Raw genomic sequence first — 15,170 nt, 5'->3', positions numbered from 1 at the left:
GCGGGACGATGGCGGAGATGTCGGGATCGTTGTTTCGGGCGAGCGCGGTCCCAAGCGTTTGACGCGGGTGGCCGAATGGCCCGATACTATCGGCGCGGCGCGAGCTTCCCCGATTGGGAGGCCGCGCACCGCTCACGTCGCCATTTCGAAGCGACGCCTCCGCTCCGCGACTGATCAGCAGCTCCCGCTGCAGCGGCCGGTCGCGTTCTCAACCTCGCAGTCCTCACCATGTCGACGCCCAATCAGGACCTGTTCGAAGAGACGACCATGACCTTCGGGGAACACCTCGAAGAGTTACGGATTCGGCTGTGGATGTCGGTGATCGGAATCGTGCTCGGCGTGGTCATCGCGCTGATTTTCGGCGAGTACATTATTCAGTTCGTGTCATCGCCGATTAACGCGGCCCTCGCCGAGTACGGCATCGAAAGCCAAAGCCAACTGGAGGGTTTCTCGTTCAGCGACTTCCGGAGTGATGTCGCCGACTGGTGGGCGGGCAAGCCGCGTGAGCCGGTCGAGGCCCCCAAGCCGACGCCCTCGATGTTTGCGAAGCCCGATGACGTTGTTGTGACCATCGAACGTCGCGAGTTCGCCGAGATGCTGCACGAGATGTATCCGGAACAGATTCCGCCACCTGCAAAAGCGGTCGTTGCCGGAGAGTCGAAAGAGCCGACGGTGGAGCTGGTCCTTTCGTCGTCCCGATTCGCCGATTTGAAGCCGGCCGAACCGCAGCGACCGGTGACGTTCAACGTGCAGGAGGCCTTCCTCACCTACCTGAAAGTGGCGCTGGTCGCCGGGCTGGTGCTGGCTTCGCCGTGGGTCTGCTATCAAATGTGGCTGTTCGTGGCGGCGGGTCTCTATCCCCACGAACGGAAATATGTGCAAACCTATTTGCCGTTCAGCATCGCGCTATTTTTGATCGGGGCGATGTTCTGCTTTTACGCGGTCTTCCCGTTCGTGCTCGACTTCCTGCTCGGCTTCAACGAGCGGCTGGGGCTGACGCCGCAGATTCGGATGTCGGAGTGGATCAGCTTCGCCTTGATGCTACCGGTGATGTTCGGGCTGAGCTTCCAATTGCCACTGGTGATGCTCGTGATCGAGCGGCTGGGGATCGTGGACGTCGAGGAATACAGCAAACGGCGACGCATGGCGATTCTCGTCATCGCGGTCATCTCAATGTTCATGACCCCCGCCGACCCGATGAGCATGCTCTTGATGATGCTCCCGCTCGTCGGCCTCTACGAACTCGGCATCTGGATGTGCCGCCTGCAACCGGAAGCCAAGAACCCCTTCGGAACCGACGCAGACGCCCCGGCGTAGAAAGAGACGCAGCCGCGACTGGTAAGGAGCGGATTATCTGCGTGCGGCGATCAGTGACGACCGCATAAATTCGGTCTTCGAAATTCCGACTGCGACCGGGGAGGACTGTCGGCGAATCCGAACAGTATTGTATTGCGTTCAGGTGGTCGTACACTTTGAAGAATAGGTAGAGCATCTTCCGGAGAGACATCGATGGCCGCTGAGTGGTTCATTCAGGAAAATGGAAAGAAGGTCGGACCGCTGACTGCCAGTCAGTTGAAGAAGCTCAGAGAGAGCGGGCGAATTACCGAAGAGACGCTTGTTCGCAAAGGCGAGTCGAAGTGGCGGCCGGCGATTCGCATTGCTGGGATGTTTCCCAATCCTGACCCGATTGAATCGGACTCACCCCCAATGGCGGGCGCGGAACCTTCGACCGACGAGTGGGGCGATGGCGAGGTCGACGATTGGTCTGGCGGAAACGGAATCGTGCCGCCTCCGCCAGACGAGCCGGCGGACTTCGGAGATGCTGAATTCCCGGCAACTCCGCGGCGCCGCACGGTGTCTGGAAAGAAACGATTTGGGTATCCGTTTCTGCGTTTCGTCGGAGGCGCTGCGATTCTCGGCGCAGCGCTCGTATTCGGATTCGGCTTATTACTCGCTTCAAGCTTCGCCATTGGTGGAGCGATGAATGATGGATTAATGCCGGGCCTCGTTCTGGCCGTGTTCGTTACGGTTGTCTTTGCCTTTTATGCGTTTCTGTATCTCGTTTTCGCCGACGCCGTTCGGGCGTTCGCCGACATCGCGACCGCGAGTCAGCGACAGGTCGATTTACTTGAGCAGCTTATCGAGGAGCGATAATCGCCCGACATTCGCGTCGTTGAATATTGTAGCGCCGGAAGGCTTCGAACTTGTCAGCCGAATTTCTCGGGCATCGCTACGCGTGATCCGCTTCCTGCCGGGCGCGGCTGCAAAGCGGTCGACAATTTGCGCGAACTTAGGCCGCTTGCGTGGCGACGTCGCCGGGCGGTTCTTTGTCGGATGAGGCTTTCGCCTGCGCGGGGTCGGGCATGAGCGATTGCAGGCCGAGCATGATCGCTCCGACTACGAGCAGGATGTCGGCCACGTTGAAGACGGCCCAGTCGAACGTTCCGAATCGAAAATGCAGGAAGTCCCGCACTGCCAGCCGGACCTCTCCGTCGGGTCCCGACAGGCCGTGCAGGCCGAAGCGGTCGAACAGATTGCCGAGCGTGCCGGCCATCACGAGTGCCAGCGAAATCGTCAGCCACAGGCTCTTCGCTGCCTTTGCCACGAACAGCCAGTAGATAACCCCCGCGGCTGCGGCGATGCTAAAGACGGCGAACAGGCTCGTCAGGCCTTGGCCGAAGCCCCACAGGGCGCCTTCGTTGAACGTTGTGAAGAGACGGAATTTGAGCCAGCTATCGATCAGCCAGCCGGTCGACCCGGCCGGAGAACCGAGCTGGGCGAACACGACATTCTTGGACACGAGGTCCGCGGCGAGGCCGAAGATCGCGAGGCAGGCGAAGATCGCGTACCGATTCGCCGGGAGAGAGTTCATCGACCGGTGCGGGCTGAAGGAACGGTGGACGGGCCGCCGGATTATTGATGGCCAATCGAAAACGGTCAAGACGGGGTCCGCGGCGCGGGAATTACGGTTGGACTTCCGCAAGCGCTTTGCCGATATCCCGTGACGAATGGAGAACTCTCACGATCTCGATTTCTTCACCATCACTTATATAAAAAATAAGGTGGTGTGGATGCTTATCGATCCGCCAGAAGCGGAACATCTCTAACGCGACCGGCCCGTGCAGAAATTGATTGCCCAACGAAGGTGACCCGCCGAGTTTGTCAATCGTGTCTTCAGCCGCATTGATGAAGCGAATCGCGGCGTCAAAGTCGGATGCCGCAATAAAGTCAGCGAGTTCGAATAGATCGATCTCGACTTGGGGGCGTCGGCGGATCACCCGACTGCGCTCCGGGGCGGAACCGGTTGGCCATGCTTGCTCGCCAGTCGAGATCGCAGTGCATCCCAGTCCTCTGGCAACAACTCCTTTGGTGGGCCGCTATCGAGGCCCTCAAGGAGGAGTTGTTCGACTCGCTGGAACGCTGCCTGCCGTCGATCGTCACGGATAATCTCTTGAAGATATTCCGAAGCGCTACCGAAGCCCTTCGAGGACGCACGTTCCTCCAAGTGCTCGACCAATTCGTCAGAAATTTCGATGGTAATCCGACTCATAGGTCAATTTTAACTTAGAAATTCGGGCAATGTATACGGCGAGTTAAAAACCGTCATCACCGAAGCCGTAGCCGCCGTCGGGTTCGGCGGCGCCGGAGTAGTCTTCAAATCGCATGTATTTCGCCCGCCAGGTCAGTTTCACGATTCCGGTCGGGCCGGAGCGGTGCTTGGCGATGATTACCTCCGCTTCGCCCGGTCGATCGTTCTTGTCGTACTGATCGGGGCGGTGCAGGAACGAAATCAGGTCGGCATCCTGTTCGATTGCCCCTGATTCGCGAAGGTCGGCCAGTCGGGGCCGCTTGTCTTCGCGGAGCTCGACGCCACGGTTGAGCTGGGCGAGGGCGACAACAGGAACGCTCAATTCTTTCGCAATGAACTTCAGCCGACGGGAAATGAACGCGATCTGCTGCTCCCGGGGAGCCTTCCGGTCTTCCGGCTCGATGAGCTGCAGGTAGTCCACAATGATGATGCCCAGATTGCCCTGCCGCTTCAGCCGACGGGCGATCGCACCGATTTGAGAGACGGTTCGCCCAGCCTGGTCGTCGATAAACAGCGGCAGCTCATGCAGCTCTGAGGACGCCTCCATCAGGCGATAGCGCTCGGCCTCGTCAAATTCGCCCGACCGCAATTTGTGGCCGTCGACCTGTGCGCGGATGCAGAGGAATCGCTCGGCGAGTTCGAGCTTCGATTGCTCCAAGCTGAACAGGAGCACGGCCTTGCCGGTGCGGTCGGCGATCGCCTCGGCCCAGTTACAGACCAAGGCGGTTTTTCCCATACTCGGCCGGGCGGCCAGGATGATGAGCTCTGAGGGCTGAAAGCCGTTCGTGTGCTTATCGAGGTCGGAGAAACCGGTTGTCAGGCCGCTGAGTTCTCCTTCGTTCTGGCTCCGCTGTTCAATGCGACTCCACGCATCGATGAGAATCTGATCGATCGAGAATCGTTCGGTGATCTCCTGCTGCTCGAGAATCCGGAAGATGCCCTGTTCGGCCAATTGCAGGATCTCGTCGATCGGGCGAGTGGCGTCGTAGCACTCCTTCAGGATGTCGGTGCAGGCGTAGATCAGCGAGCGTTCGACTGCCTTTTCCCGCACGATCTCGGCGTAGTACTTGGCGTGTGCGGCGTGGGGGACCGATTCGAGGATTTCGACGAGATAGGCGGGGCCGCCGCACTCTTCGAGATGTCTTTCTTTTTCCAGCTTTTCGGCAAGCGTGACAACGTCAATGCCGCGCACGCCGCGTTCGTAGAGATCGTGGATCGACGCGTAGATCAGGCGGTGGCGGTCGCTGTAGAAGCTGTCGGCTGTGACAACGTCGGCGACCTCGTCGATCGCGTCGTTCATCAAGAGCAGGCTTCCGAGAACGCCACGCTCCGCTTCGAGATTTTGCGGCGGGACACGCTCAAGTTGACCGGCGGCGCCGTTTGCTGCAGATGCAGTAGCCATCGCGGATCCTCATCGCGAACAGGAAATTCGCCAGCATCAATCACCGGCGGCCGACTGTCGACAGGTTATTCGCAGTCCCACCGTCCGGGCGCGAAAGAAGGGGACCGCCGCGACCGGCAAAGCCCCCTTCTGTGATCGACGCAACCTATCGCCGAGATGGGCCGGAACAAAGGCCGACCGGGTCGCTATTTTTCACCTTTGGCACTCGGGACGACCCACACTTTCACGTCGGTCTTCACCTTTTCGTGCATCTCGATCTTGACCGTGTACATCCCGAGCTCGCGGAGCGGGCCATCAAGTTTGATGTGGTCCGGCTCGACCGGGAAGTTAGCCTGCTTGAGTGCCTTGCTGATGTCGACGGCAACGATCGAGCCGTACAGATGACCTTCTTCGTTGGCGTTCGCTTCCAGCGTGACCGAGTACTTGCTGATCGCGTCGGCCTGCGTGCGGATGCTCTTGATCCGATCTTTCTCCGCCTCTTCGAGCCGCACGCGGTGGACTTCGACCATCTTCTTATTTTGTTCGGTCGCAACCGTCGCGAGACCCTGCGGGAGCAGGAAGTTGCGGGCAAAACCAGGTTTGACCCGAACGATGTCTCCGGCGTTACCCAAATTGGCGACGTCTTCGGTCAGCAGCACTTCGACATGCGACCGGCGTGATCCGCCCACGCCGCGACGAGTTTTGACTTTAGCCATGATTGGAATCCTCTATCAGCGGTCGTGCCGCCTTCAGTAATGCTTGATCGCGCGAATAAGTGTTCTAAGGCCCGATGAACTCAACGCCCTCGTGAGACGAATTAGAACGGGACTTCGTCGTCCGGGATGTCGCCGCCGGAGGGTCCGGGGTCGCTGTAGTAATCGTCCGCCGACGGTCCGCCCTGCTGCTCGTACCCGCCGCCGCTATTTCCACCGCCACTGTTTCCGCTGCCGCTATTTCCACCCCGTGGTGCTCCGCCGCCTCCGCCTCCGCTACCGCGACGTTGGCCGCCTCCTCCACTACCGGAACCGCCACCGCTGCCGCCATCACCATCGCCGCGGCCTCCGAGCATCTGCATTTGGTCGCCGACGACTTTCAGTTTTGACCGCTTTTGTCCGGACTGCTTGTCTTCCCACTGGTCGAGTTGCAGGCGGCCTTCGATATAGACCGGACGACCTTTTGACAGGTATTGGCCGGCAACCTCCGCCGTCCGGCCCCAGAGCGTGATGTCGACGAACGTGACGTCTTCCTTCCGCTCATTCGCCTGTTTGTCGAACCACTGCCGACTGACAGCGAGGCCGATGTCACAAACGGCTGTGCCGGACGAAACGTAGCGGACTTCCGGATCGCGGGTGAGATTCCCGATCAACATCACTTTGTTGAGGTTCGCCATCGGTCCGGTTCGTCAGGGGCAGGGGAGTTCAAATTTAATGTGGCTGCGTTCCATCCCGACCGCCATTGCGGCGGAATGAGATCAAAATCGCCGGTTCGCCGTTTGGGGACAATTACTCGGCCGATGCGACCGCGGCGTCCGGGACATCCGCGGCCTCGGAGCCTTCGGAACCGTCCGATTCTTCATCCGTCGCTTCCGGATCGATCGAATTGACCATCGCTTCGAACAGGACGTGCGGATGTCGGATGATCATCTGCCGCAGGACCTTGTCGTTGAGTCGACAGGCCCGGTCGAGATCGTCGAGCCGGTCGGTCGGCATCGTGAACATGAGCAGGTAGTGCAGGCCTTTGCGGCGGCCCTGAATTTCGTACGCGAGCCGCCCGTCCTGCCAAGCCCGGTGCGCGGCGATCTCTCCGCCGGCTTTTTCGATCAAGCCAACGAGTAGCTCGGTCATGCCGTCAGGGTCGGTTGCGTACTGGGCGCTATCGACCAGGAACATGCCCTCGTAGTAATTGACTTTTTGCTCTGCAACGGTCTCTTCAGCCACGCTTTACTCCCCTCACTGATTGTCGGTTCCGTCGGCAGGCCGCTCGGTCTCGACTTTTGTTCGATCGGTTTTCTTTGATTCCGTGTTCGATTTTGCCTCGGCGTCGACACGCGTGTTGACGTGATTCATCGCCGTGACCAAGCCCTCGCGGGCCCACATTTCAACACCGTCCGCGGCTTCGCGGACGGCAATGTCCAATTCGCTTCGTTCGTCCTCGCGAAACCTGCCGAGGACATGGTCGACAGCCGACATCCGCCCGGCGGGCCGACCGATCCCGACGCGAAGTCGCGGAAACTCGTCGGTCCCCAACCTCGCGATGATGTCCTTCATTCCGTTCGAGCCGCCTGCCGAACCGCGTCCTCGCAGTCGCAAACGTCCCGGCTCCAAATTCATGTCATCACAAATGACGAGCAAGTCTTCGAGTGGAAGCTTCAAGAACTGCACGGCCGCCCCAACGCTGCGACCGCTGCGATTCATGAATGTCGACGGTTCCAATAGCTTGAGCGAAACCGAACCGAAGACTGCTTCCCAATACTGCCCTTCAAATTTGATCTTCGGTGCGGGCGATCCGCCGCGTCGCACCAACTCTTCAATGACTTCAAACCCGGCATTGTGCCGCGTTCCTGCGTATTCCCGTCCGGGGTTACCGAGTCCGACAATGAGTTTCACGACAAAGGCTCACGTCGGTATTCCATCGCTCCCGATTTCGATTCTCGCGGCTAGTCGTTCGAATCGTCCGCCTTGGCAGCGGCCTCTTCGTCTCCTTCGTCCTTCCGAATTAACTCCGGCTCGACCGCCATGTCGACAACGTCTTCGATGTCCTCGGCCGACGCCATTTCCTTCGGCGACAGCACGTGCACGACCGTATCGTCCGGATTGGCGGTTGTCGAGACGCCCTCAGGCAAATTCAGGTCGCGAACCTGGATCCCGTCGCCAATCTTCAATTGATTGATATTCACCGTAATTTGGTCGGGCACCTGTCCGGCGGGGCATTCGATTTCGAGTGAGTGCAACGGAACATCGAGCAGTCCGCCGTTGACGACCCCAGGGGCCTCGCCGGTGGTGACCACAGGGACTTCGAGTTGAATCTTTTCTTCGGACGAGACCCGCTGCAGGTCGAAGTGCAGCACTTCCTGACCGAAGGCGTCCCATTGCACTTCGCGTAGAAGTGTCTGCTGGGTCTCGCCTTCCAACTCCAGTTGAACGATATGGTGTCCGCCATGGACGAGGTGATCGATTCGATCACGCGGAGCGGCAATCGCGACCGAGCCTTCGCCGTGGCCGTACACATTGCCGGGGATTTGGGCATTTTGGCGCAGCCGTCGAGCGGCGATCGATCCGGTTTTCGAGCGCGGTTCGGCGCTTAAGTGTTCTGCATCGGACATATCAAACGTCTTTCTCGGAGTCCCCGAATTTCGCGGAGCACTCAGACAGTGCAAGGTCGAGGCAGCCGGCGATCATCACCGGGCTGAGACCTCAGTCACCTTGTTCCGGCGTGCGGCTGAAGGAGTTTCCCCCGCCGGCATCGATGAAAGTCGGGGCATAACCCGATCGGCCTCTCTCGCCGGGGAGAAGCCGATATGTGTAACCCGACCCGCCGCGGTTTTCAACGCTGGATCGCCTTCGAGGCGGAGCGATGCCCAAAACTACTCCTGAAAACGCGATTCACTTTCCGACGAACGGCTCTTCGGCCTCAAATGTGAGGCATGAGCGAGAGGCCTTTTCCGGTATTTTATCAGAAATTGATGCTTCAACGGCTGGCAACGGCATGTTTCGCGCAGGACACCCGTATCCGGAAGGCGGCACCACCGCTATTGTGAAGTAGGTTCGGCCCCGCCCGTGACCGCACAAGAACTTCAACAGGATGAACGAATGGGGACTGTCCCGTACGTGGAACGCAACGGCCATCGATCTTGTTTAGCGGATCACAAGCCGCTGCCGGAAGAGCCGATCTCCATCGCCTGTTTTCGGCGTGGGCCAACGGCCGAGCCCGCTCTTACAACCGCCTGTTCGGCTCCGCGTGAGTTGGCTCATTCAGAGCGACGTGCTTTTGCGCTCATTCGCGTGAACGTTTTGGCCGTTCCTGCGTTGGTGCTGATGTCGCTCGTTCTGGCCAGCTCCGATGCCATCGCCGATGAGCCCTTCAATCCGCTTCAGCAATTCTTCGAAACGCTCCTTCCGCCCGACTCCAAAGAACCAGTACCCGAGAAGCCGGAGCGAACTCGCAGCGAGCCGACGCCATACGATGTGATCAGCAGCGACCCGCTCGACGGCCGAGCGCCGCATGATTCGGCTTCGGCCAATTGGTTGAAACAAGCTTACATACTCATTCAGGACGAAGACTGGGAGCGGGCGGCCCGCCTCATCTCTCAGGTCCTGGAGCGAGCCGGTGGCAGAGTCGTCCGCCTGCGGTCGGGGGAAATCTCGCCCGTCGCGACCGAGGCTGCCGAGTTGTTTTCGAGTCTCCCGGCGGAAATCCGCCGCGAATATCGCTTGCGGGATGAAGGCGTTGCCGCGGCGATGCTGCGCGATGCGGTTGCACAAGGGCGAAGCGAATTGCTGACTCAAATTTCAGAGCGTTATGCCTACACGCCGGCGGGCGCGTCTGCCCTGACGCTTCTGATCGCCCGGCATATTGATCACGGCCGGTTCGCGCTTGCCGCCCGACTGCTTGAACGTCAGCGCCGCCGGGGATCGGCCGGGTCAATATCGGCTCTCTCCAAGGCCGTGTTCGCGGCGACGGCCTCTGGCGAAGACACGTCCGCGCAGGAGATCATTGAGACGGCAAACGAAGATTGGCAACGTGAATTGGGTCGGGTTGCCGAACTCGGCCGACAGTTTCGCACCAAGCACAACGCGGGTTCGCGTCTGCCTCTTGCCGACTGGCGATATGACGGTGGCGTCCCGGTTCGAAATGCTCGAGCCCCAAAGTGCGATCCGCTCTTGCTGGCGCGCTGGGATCACCCGCTTACCTTCGACCGCTCGGTGGCGGAGCGGATTGAACTGCTCGAAGGAGATGTCCGGCAGACGACCGCGCTGGTGCCGGTTTGCCGCCCGATCGCGGTCCGGGGGAACATCGTGTTCCGAACGCTCCGCGGCCTCTCAGTCGTCTCGGCCGAAACGGGGCGTTTAATCTGGGAAAGCTCGCCGGCGAACTCATTGGAAGCGGTCTTGGCGGCGGGAGATTCGACCGAGGCCGAAGATAATCCTTCTCTCTTCCAGAACCGTCGATCTCAATTTGACGCCTGGGTCGAGAACCTCGATATCAATCAGTATCCGGCCACCTCGTTTCTTTATCGCGATGATGCGTTGGGCGCACTGTCGAGCGACGGAGCCCGCGTATTCACGATTGAAAAGTCGGGCACGGTCGACGACCGGCAGGCCGACCTTCGCCGCCGAGGCGCCCGAAGCTCGCGACGGACGACGCTCAACAATTCACTGAATCAGCTTGCGGCCTACGATTTGCGCACCGGCCGCGTGCTCTGGCGGGCCGGGGGAACGGCGGTCGGAGACGTGTTCGACGGTGATCTCGCGGGATGTCATTTCTTCGGTCCTTGTTTACCGGACGACGGAGAACTGCTGGTGGTCGGCGAAAAAGATCGGGAGATTCGGCTTTATGCGCTCGACCCGATCTCCGGTACCCGCCTTTGGTCGACTCTGTTGGCCTATTCCGAAACCGGTATCGAGCAGGATCCGGCCCGGGCACGCTGGGCCGCCCCGGTCGCCGTCAAAGAGGGCGTCATCGTTTGCCCGACGACCTTGGGTTGGGTCGCGGCCGTCAATCGGGTGGGGCGTCGGCTGCTATGGGCCGGAGCCGTGAAAGAAGCAGACACTCGTAATCGGAGTCGGTTTCGCCGACAGGTGACGGTCACGGCGGATAAGACGATTGGTCAGCGATGGTTGTCCTCGCCGCCGGTCATCAACGGCTCGAACGTGATCATTGCCGTGCCCGAAGAGGACAGCCTGATTTGTCTCGATCTGTTCGACGGAACGGTTCGCTGGAAGAAGCCGCGCGGCAGCGCCCTTGCGTTTTGCGGCACAGCCGAGGGCCTCGTGTTCCTCACGTCGAGCAACCTCGTCGTGGCGATCGACGCCGCCGACGGCACGACCGAGTGGCGGGTCTCACTATCGAATTCGAACGACCGGACAGCCGGGGGTGCCTTTCTGGCCGGGGATCAATTGTTGCTCCCGCTTGACGCCGGTCGGCTTTGGGTAATCGACCCGATGACGGGCAAGGTGCTGGCCCGCCGCAAAGCCCTGTCGGGCGGTCTGAAGCTCGGTTCACTCGTCAGCTATAAAGACCGGCTCTATTCGCTTTCATCGCAGGGGATGACCGCGTTCGAGAACCCCGGTCTGCTCGACGAAGAGATTCGCCGTGCGATGGTTGCGGACGATGAACAGGCCGAAGCGAAGTTTCGACAGGCTCAGCTCTTAATGCTGGACCAGAAGTTCGAGTCCGCGCTGGGGTTGCTCGGCGAGATCGACGCCGCTGCGCCCGGTCCGGTCCTCCGCAACGAAATACGGTTTGCACGCATCGCGGCTTTGAAGGCATTAATTTCGACCAACCCCGTCGAACGTGCCGACCTGCTGCCTCGGCTGCGATCCATTTCGGAAAGCGACGCCGAATTACGGGCCGTCGATATTTTTGAAATCGAAATTGCGGTGGCCTCCGGCAACCCGTCTGCGGCGGTCAACGCTTGCCTGGCGGTCGCCCGAAACTCCGACCTCGACGCGATGCTCCCTCGACCTGATCGCTACCGGGTGCGTCTCGGCAATTGGCTTGCCGGTCAAATTCGAGGGGCCTACTTCGCCGCGTCCTTAAACGAGCAGCGAAAGATCGATTCAATAATCGAACGCGAAATACGAAATGCAGAAGACGCCGAGGGTAACGACGGCTATCGGCTCGAACTGGCTGATCTGTTCGCGTTCCGGCCGTCAGGTCAAGAGTTAAGACTTCGAGTCGCGAAGCGGCTCGCCGAAGCAGGCCGGCATGAAGAAGCGTTCGCTCAGCTCGATCACATTCAGGATGCTGCGCGAGGGGCGGCCGATCGCAAATCCCCCGGTGATGACGCTGTTAGCCAAGCGGGCGACGCCCGGTTCTCTAAAGAGCTTGCCGACAGAGTCGAACGGTTCCGGCAAGAACTCGCGGACGCACAGGCATCGGCAGCTCAAATCGCCGAAGTACCAGCGGGCTGGGAAGACTACGAAGTCGCGATCAAAGTCGAGGGCTACACGCGCTCGACGGGATATGTTTCGCTCGCGATTGAAGGGGCGACGGCTGATTTCTTCCAGCGGCATTCCTTTCAGGTTGATACCTCGAACAACCGGCTGATCGTGCTCGGGCCGAACGGTAGCCGGGTCGTGCAGAGTTACTCCCTGCGAAGCGGAGAGCGCTCTTACACGCCGCGCGCGAAGGCCGTCGGAAACCGGATCTATCTGCTTTACAACGACTTCGTACATTGCATCGCAGTGCGTGAAGCTCGAATGCTGTGGGCACGTGGGCCGTCTGATCGTCGCAATTCCAGTCGGCTGCGATCACCAGGCCGACGGCAGACGATGACGTTGCTCCCCTTCAGCAACTTCGCCAATTCTAAAGGGTTGATCCGCGAAGCGAAGATGGCCGGGATCATGCCCGTGGCGAATGAGCGAATCGTTTGCGTGCAATCGCTGCGAACGCTTGAGGTCTTCGACGCACTTTCCGGCCGGTTGCTATGGGCGCGGGACGGTCTGTCGTCCGGAAGCACCGTGACGGCGACCACTCGTGCCGTCTTCCTGCTGGAGGGCGGTTCCGAATGGAAGGCGTTCGACGCGATCAACGGGCGTCCGCTCGCCTTGGATCAGATCACGCGGTTGGTCAACGCCTCCGTCGCGACCGTCGGACCCTATCTCGTGGTCGCCCACCGGGGCCGAACGGGAAGTGCCTTCGGCATTTTTCCGATCGACGTGGCCACGCCCCGGCTGTTCCTGTTTGACCCTGTTGCGGGTCAGTCGGGCTGGGTCCCGGACGTGCCGCTCGCCTCAGCCGTGCGTGTCGGTCTGCTCGCCGACGGGCGTATGGTGCTGGTCGATCGAGACAACTCGGTCGCGCTGGTCGATTTCCATGAGCGCAGCGTCTCCAACCTCGGCGATGTTCCCGCGAGCTTGTTTCAGGGGAATGTGCGATCAGCCCTATGTTTCTCAACGACTGAAAGCCTCTTTCTGATCGTCAATCGCGGCAATCAATACACCTACTACTCCGGCGGCGTCCCGACATTCTTTGTCGACGGACAAATGACCGGCCTCGCCTTGGATGGCAGCGGGCAGCGCTGGTCGAAGCGGGTGAAGGGGACCCTTCCGCTCAGCGACGTCGACCGCACCCCGGTCTTTATCTTCATTGATCGATCTCTGCGGCAGAAGTTCGGGACCAGCTACTGGACGGCCGACATCACGGCCGTCGATCGGCACACCGGCGATACCGTCGGTGAGGCCAGCATGCCCGGGCGATCACACTTCAACCCCAGTGCCGTTCGGATCGACCTGCAGCGAGAATTCGTCGAACTGCAAACCTACAACGGCAACCTCCGCTTCAGTCGTTTTGACAAAGAACCGGCGGAGGAATCCGAACCGGGCGAGGGATCGAAATCCGCAGAGAATTCCGCCACCGGAAACTCTGAAACAGGAGCCGAAGAAGGTTCCGGACCGAACGATCCGCGGTGATCGAAATTACGAACCGCAGGATCGGTCGGGGCCGCGCGGGGGCCGCACGTGTTCAGCGGGATCGGTCCCCGGTTTCCTGTCCCCGGCACGGGGCGTTACAATCAGCGGGTTCCGCCTGCGCGAGTCGATCGGGCCGCCGATATCGGTCGCATCGTACTCTGGCCGGGGGGAGCCAATATTTCGTTTCGCGTGGCCATCGGCACGATGCCGGGGCCGCTGTTCTCTGACGCCCCGCGGCGTCTGCTCGATCGTTGAAAATCTACTGAGGGTGTGGACTGTGCCTGGGACATCGGTCATCGGCCTGCAATGGGGCGATGAAGCCAAAGGAAAATTCGTCGACCTGCTCACCTCGCGCCACGAGATCGTGGTGCGATACCTCGGCGGGAACAATGCGGGACACACGGTCGTTTGTGACGGCAAGACGTTCAAGCTCTCGCTCTTGCCGGCGGGGATTCTCAATCCGGACGTCGACTCCGTGATCGCGACGGGCGTCGTGATTAATCCCAAGGCTTTGCTCGCCGAACTCGAGTCGATGAAGGCCGCGGGTGGGCCGCAGGACGTCAACTTGCGAATCAGCGACCGCGCCCACGTCATCTTCCCGTATCACATGGCCGAAGAGGCGATCCTCGAGAAGAATCGCGGCGACTCGGCGATCGGGACCACGATGCGCGGCATCGGCACCTGCTACCGCGACAAAGCGGGCCGAGCGCATGCGATTCGGCTGGGGGAAATCCTGCGGCCCGATAAGTTTAAAGCCCGGCTTGCTGAAATTGTGCCGGTTAAGAATCTACTGCTCAGGGCCCTCGATCCCGAAGCGCCGCAGTTCGACGTCGATGAAATATTCGAAGAGTATCGCGGTCACATTGCGAAATTGGAATCCTATATCACCGATACGACGGCCTTCCTGCATCGCGCAGTTGCCGACGAGCAAAAGATTCTGTTCGAGGGGGCACAGGGGTCGTTACTCGACATCGACCACGGCACCTTCCCCTACGTGACAAGCTCGAATAGCTCCGGCTGCGGCGTGCATCCCGGCAGCGGCGTGCCGGAGCGTTATATCACGGAGATGATCGGCGTCGCTAAGGCCTATACCACCCGCGTCGGCGGCGGTCCCTGCGTGACGGAATTAAACGATGACACCGGCAATCGCATCCGCGAACGCGGTCGCGAATACGGCACCGTCACGGGCCGTCCCCGCCGTTGCGGCTGGTTCGACGCCGTCGCCACCGGTTACAGCGCGCGCTTGAGCGGCGTTGATAATATCGCGCTGGCCCTGCTCGATGTCCTCGACGGCTTCGAGAAATTAAAGATCTGCGAGGCCTATGAAATCAACGGCGAACGCACCACCGATTTCCCCAGCCATGCTGACGACCTCGCGATCGCCAAACCGATCTACCGCACACTCCCCGGCTGGTCGGAAGACACCACCGCCGCCCGGATCATAAACGACCTCCCCGCCAACGCCCGCAGCTACATCGACACCGTGGCGGAACTGTGCGGCCGCCCGGTGAAATGGGTGTCTGTCGGCCCGGATCGCGAGCAGACGATTGTTGTTGAGTAGGCTGGA

15 protein-coding genes are annotated in these 15,170 nt (G+C 60.5%); 6 read left to right on the top strand and 9 right to left on the bottom strand.

Going from position 1 to position 15,170, the window contains the following annotated elements:
* The first annotated feature begins 228 nt into the window (after positions 1–228).
* Positions 229–1,317 carry a twin-arginine translocase subunit TatC gene (gene tatC, locus Pan189_RS18555; protein WP_145365574.1) on the top strand — a complete coding sequence of 363 codons (1,089 nt, stop codon included), beginning with the start codon at positions 229–231 and terminating at the stop codon, positions 1,315–1,317.
* Between the two features lie 192 nt (positions 1,318–1,509).
* A complete protein-coding gene (locus Pan189_RS18550; RefSeq protein ID WP_145365573.1) occupies positions 1,510–2,154 on the top strand; it encodes a DUF4339 domain-containing protein in 645 nt (214 codons plus the stop codon).
* A gap of 136 nt (positions 2,155–2,290) precedes the next feature.
* On the opposite strand, the gene Pan189_RS18545 is transcribed toward Pan189_RS18550, so the two are convergent.
* The 9 genes from Pan189_RS18545 to Pan189_RS18505 all read right to left on the bottom strand — a co-directional run bounded on the left by Pan189_RS18545 (position 2,291) and on the right by Pan189_RS18505 (position 8,292).
* A complete protein-coding gene (locus Pan189_RS18545) occupies positions 2,291–2,872 on the bottom strand; it encodes a signal peptidase II (protein ID WP_145365572.1) in 582 nt (193 codons plus the stop codon).
* Positions 2,873–2,963: 91 nt separating this feature from the next.
* Positions 2,964–3,278 (bottom strand): type II toxin-antitoxin system RelE/ParE family toxin, encoded by a 315-nt coding sequence (locus Pan189_RS18540; RefSeq protein ID WP_310820772.1) that lies wholly within the window; start codon positions 3,276–3,278, stop codon positions 2,964–2,966.
* A complete protein-coding gene (locus Pan189_RS18535) occupies positions 3,275–3,550 on the bottom strand; it encodes a ribbon-helix-helix domain-containing protein (protein ID WP_145365570.1) in 276 nt (91 codons plus the stop codon). The genes Pan189_RS18540 and Pan189_RS18535 overlap by 4 nt, the downstream gene beginning before the upstream one ends.
* A gap of 43 nt (positions 3,551–3,593) precedes the next feature.
* On the bottom strand, positions 3,594–4,991 hold the full coding sequence (gene dnaB / locus Pan189_RS18530) for a replicative DNA helicase (RefSeq protein ID WP_145365569.1): 1,398 nt from the start codon (positions 4,989–4,991) through the stop codon (positions 3,594–3,596).
* 185 nt (positions 4,992–5,176) lie between these two features.
* Positions 5,177–5,686: a 50S ribosomal protein L9 gene (rplI, locus tag Pan189_RS18525; RefSeq protein WP_145365568.1), complete on the bottom strand. Its 510-nt coding sequence runs from the start codon at positions 5,684–5,686 to the stop codon at positions 5,177–5,179.
* 101 nt (positions 5,687–5,787) lie between these two features.
* Positions 5,788–6,360, bottom strand: a complete 573-nt coding sequence (locus tag Pan189_RS18520; protein ID WP_145365567.1) for a single-stranded DNA-binding protein — start codon at positions 6,358–6,360, stop codon at positions 5,788–5,790.
* 112 nt (positions 6,361–6,472) lie between these two features.
* Complete coding sequence (gene rpsF, locus Pan189_RS18515; RefSeq protein WP_145365566.1) at positions 6,473–6,907, bottom strand: 30S ribosomal protein S6; 435 nt, start codon at positions 6,905–6,907, stop codon at positions 6,473–6,475.
* A 12-nt stretch (positions 6,908–6,919) separates the two neighbouring features.
* Positions 6,920–7,576: an aminoacyl-tRNA hydrolase gene (gene pth / locus Pan189_RS18510; protein ID WP_145365565.1), complete on the bottom strand. Its 657-nt coding sequence runs from the start codon at positions 7,574–7,576 to the stop codon at positions 6,920–6,922.
* Between the two features lie 50 nt (positions 7,577–7,626).
* Complete coding sequence (locus tag Pan189_RS18505; RefSeq protein WP_145365564.1) at positions 7,627–8,292, bottom strand: 50S ribosomal protein L25; 666 nt, start codon at positions 8,290–8,292, stop codon at positions 7,627–7,629.
* A gap of 251 nt (positions 8,293–8,543) precedes the next feature.
* Between Pan189_RS18505 and Pan189_RS18500 the strand changes: the two genes are divergently transcribed.
* Genes Pan189_RS18500 through Pan189_RS18485 form a run of 4 tightly spaced genes read left to right on the top strand, consistent with a single transcriptional unit; the run spans position 8,544 to position 15,164 of the window.
* A complete protein-coding gene (locus Pan189_RS18500) occupies positions 8,544–8,732 on the top strand; it encodes a hypothetical protein (RefSeq protein ID WP_145365563.1) in 189 nt (62 codons plus the stop codon).
* A 47-nt stretch (positions 8,733–8,779) separates the two neighbouring features.
* On the top strand, positions 8,780–13,603 hold the full coding sequence (locus tag Pan189_RS18495; protein WP_145365562.1) for an outer membrane protein assembly factor BamB family protein: 4,824 nt from the start codon (positions 8,780–8,782) through the stop codon (positions 13,601–13,603).
* A 48-nt stretch (positions 13,604–13,651) separates the two neighbouring features.
* Positions 13,652–13,858, top strand: a complete 207-nt coding sequence (locus Pan189_RS18490) for a hypothetical protein (RefSeq protein ID WP_145365561.1) — start codon at positions 13,652–13,654, stop codon at positions 13,856–13,858.
* A 22-nt stretch (positions 13,859–13,880) separates the two neighbouring features.
* Positions 13,881–15,164 (top strand): adenylosuccinate synthase, encoded by a 1,284-nt coding sequence (locus Pan189_RS18485; RefSeq protein ID WP_145365560.1) that lies wholly within the window; start codon positions 13,881–13,883, stop codon positions 15,162–15,164.
* The last annotated feature ends 6 nt before the right edge of the window (positions 15,165–15,170 follow it).

Origin of the sequence: Stratiformator vulcanicus (assembly GCF_007744515.1) — a bacterium.
GTDB classification, from domain to species: domain Bacteria; phylum Planctomycetota; class Planctomycetia; order Planctomycetales; family Planctomycetaceae; genus Stratiformator; species Stratiformator vulcanicus.
Note: the sequence above shows the minus strand (reverse complement) of the source record. Positions and strands in the feature narration are given on the sequence as shown.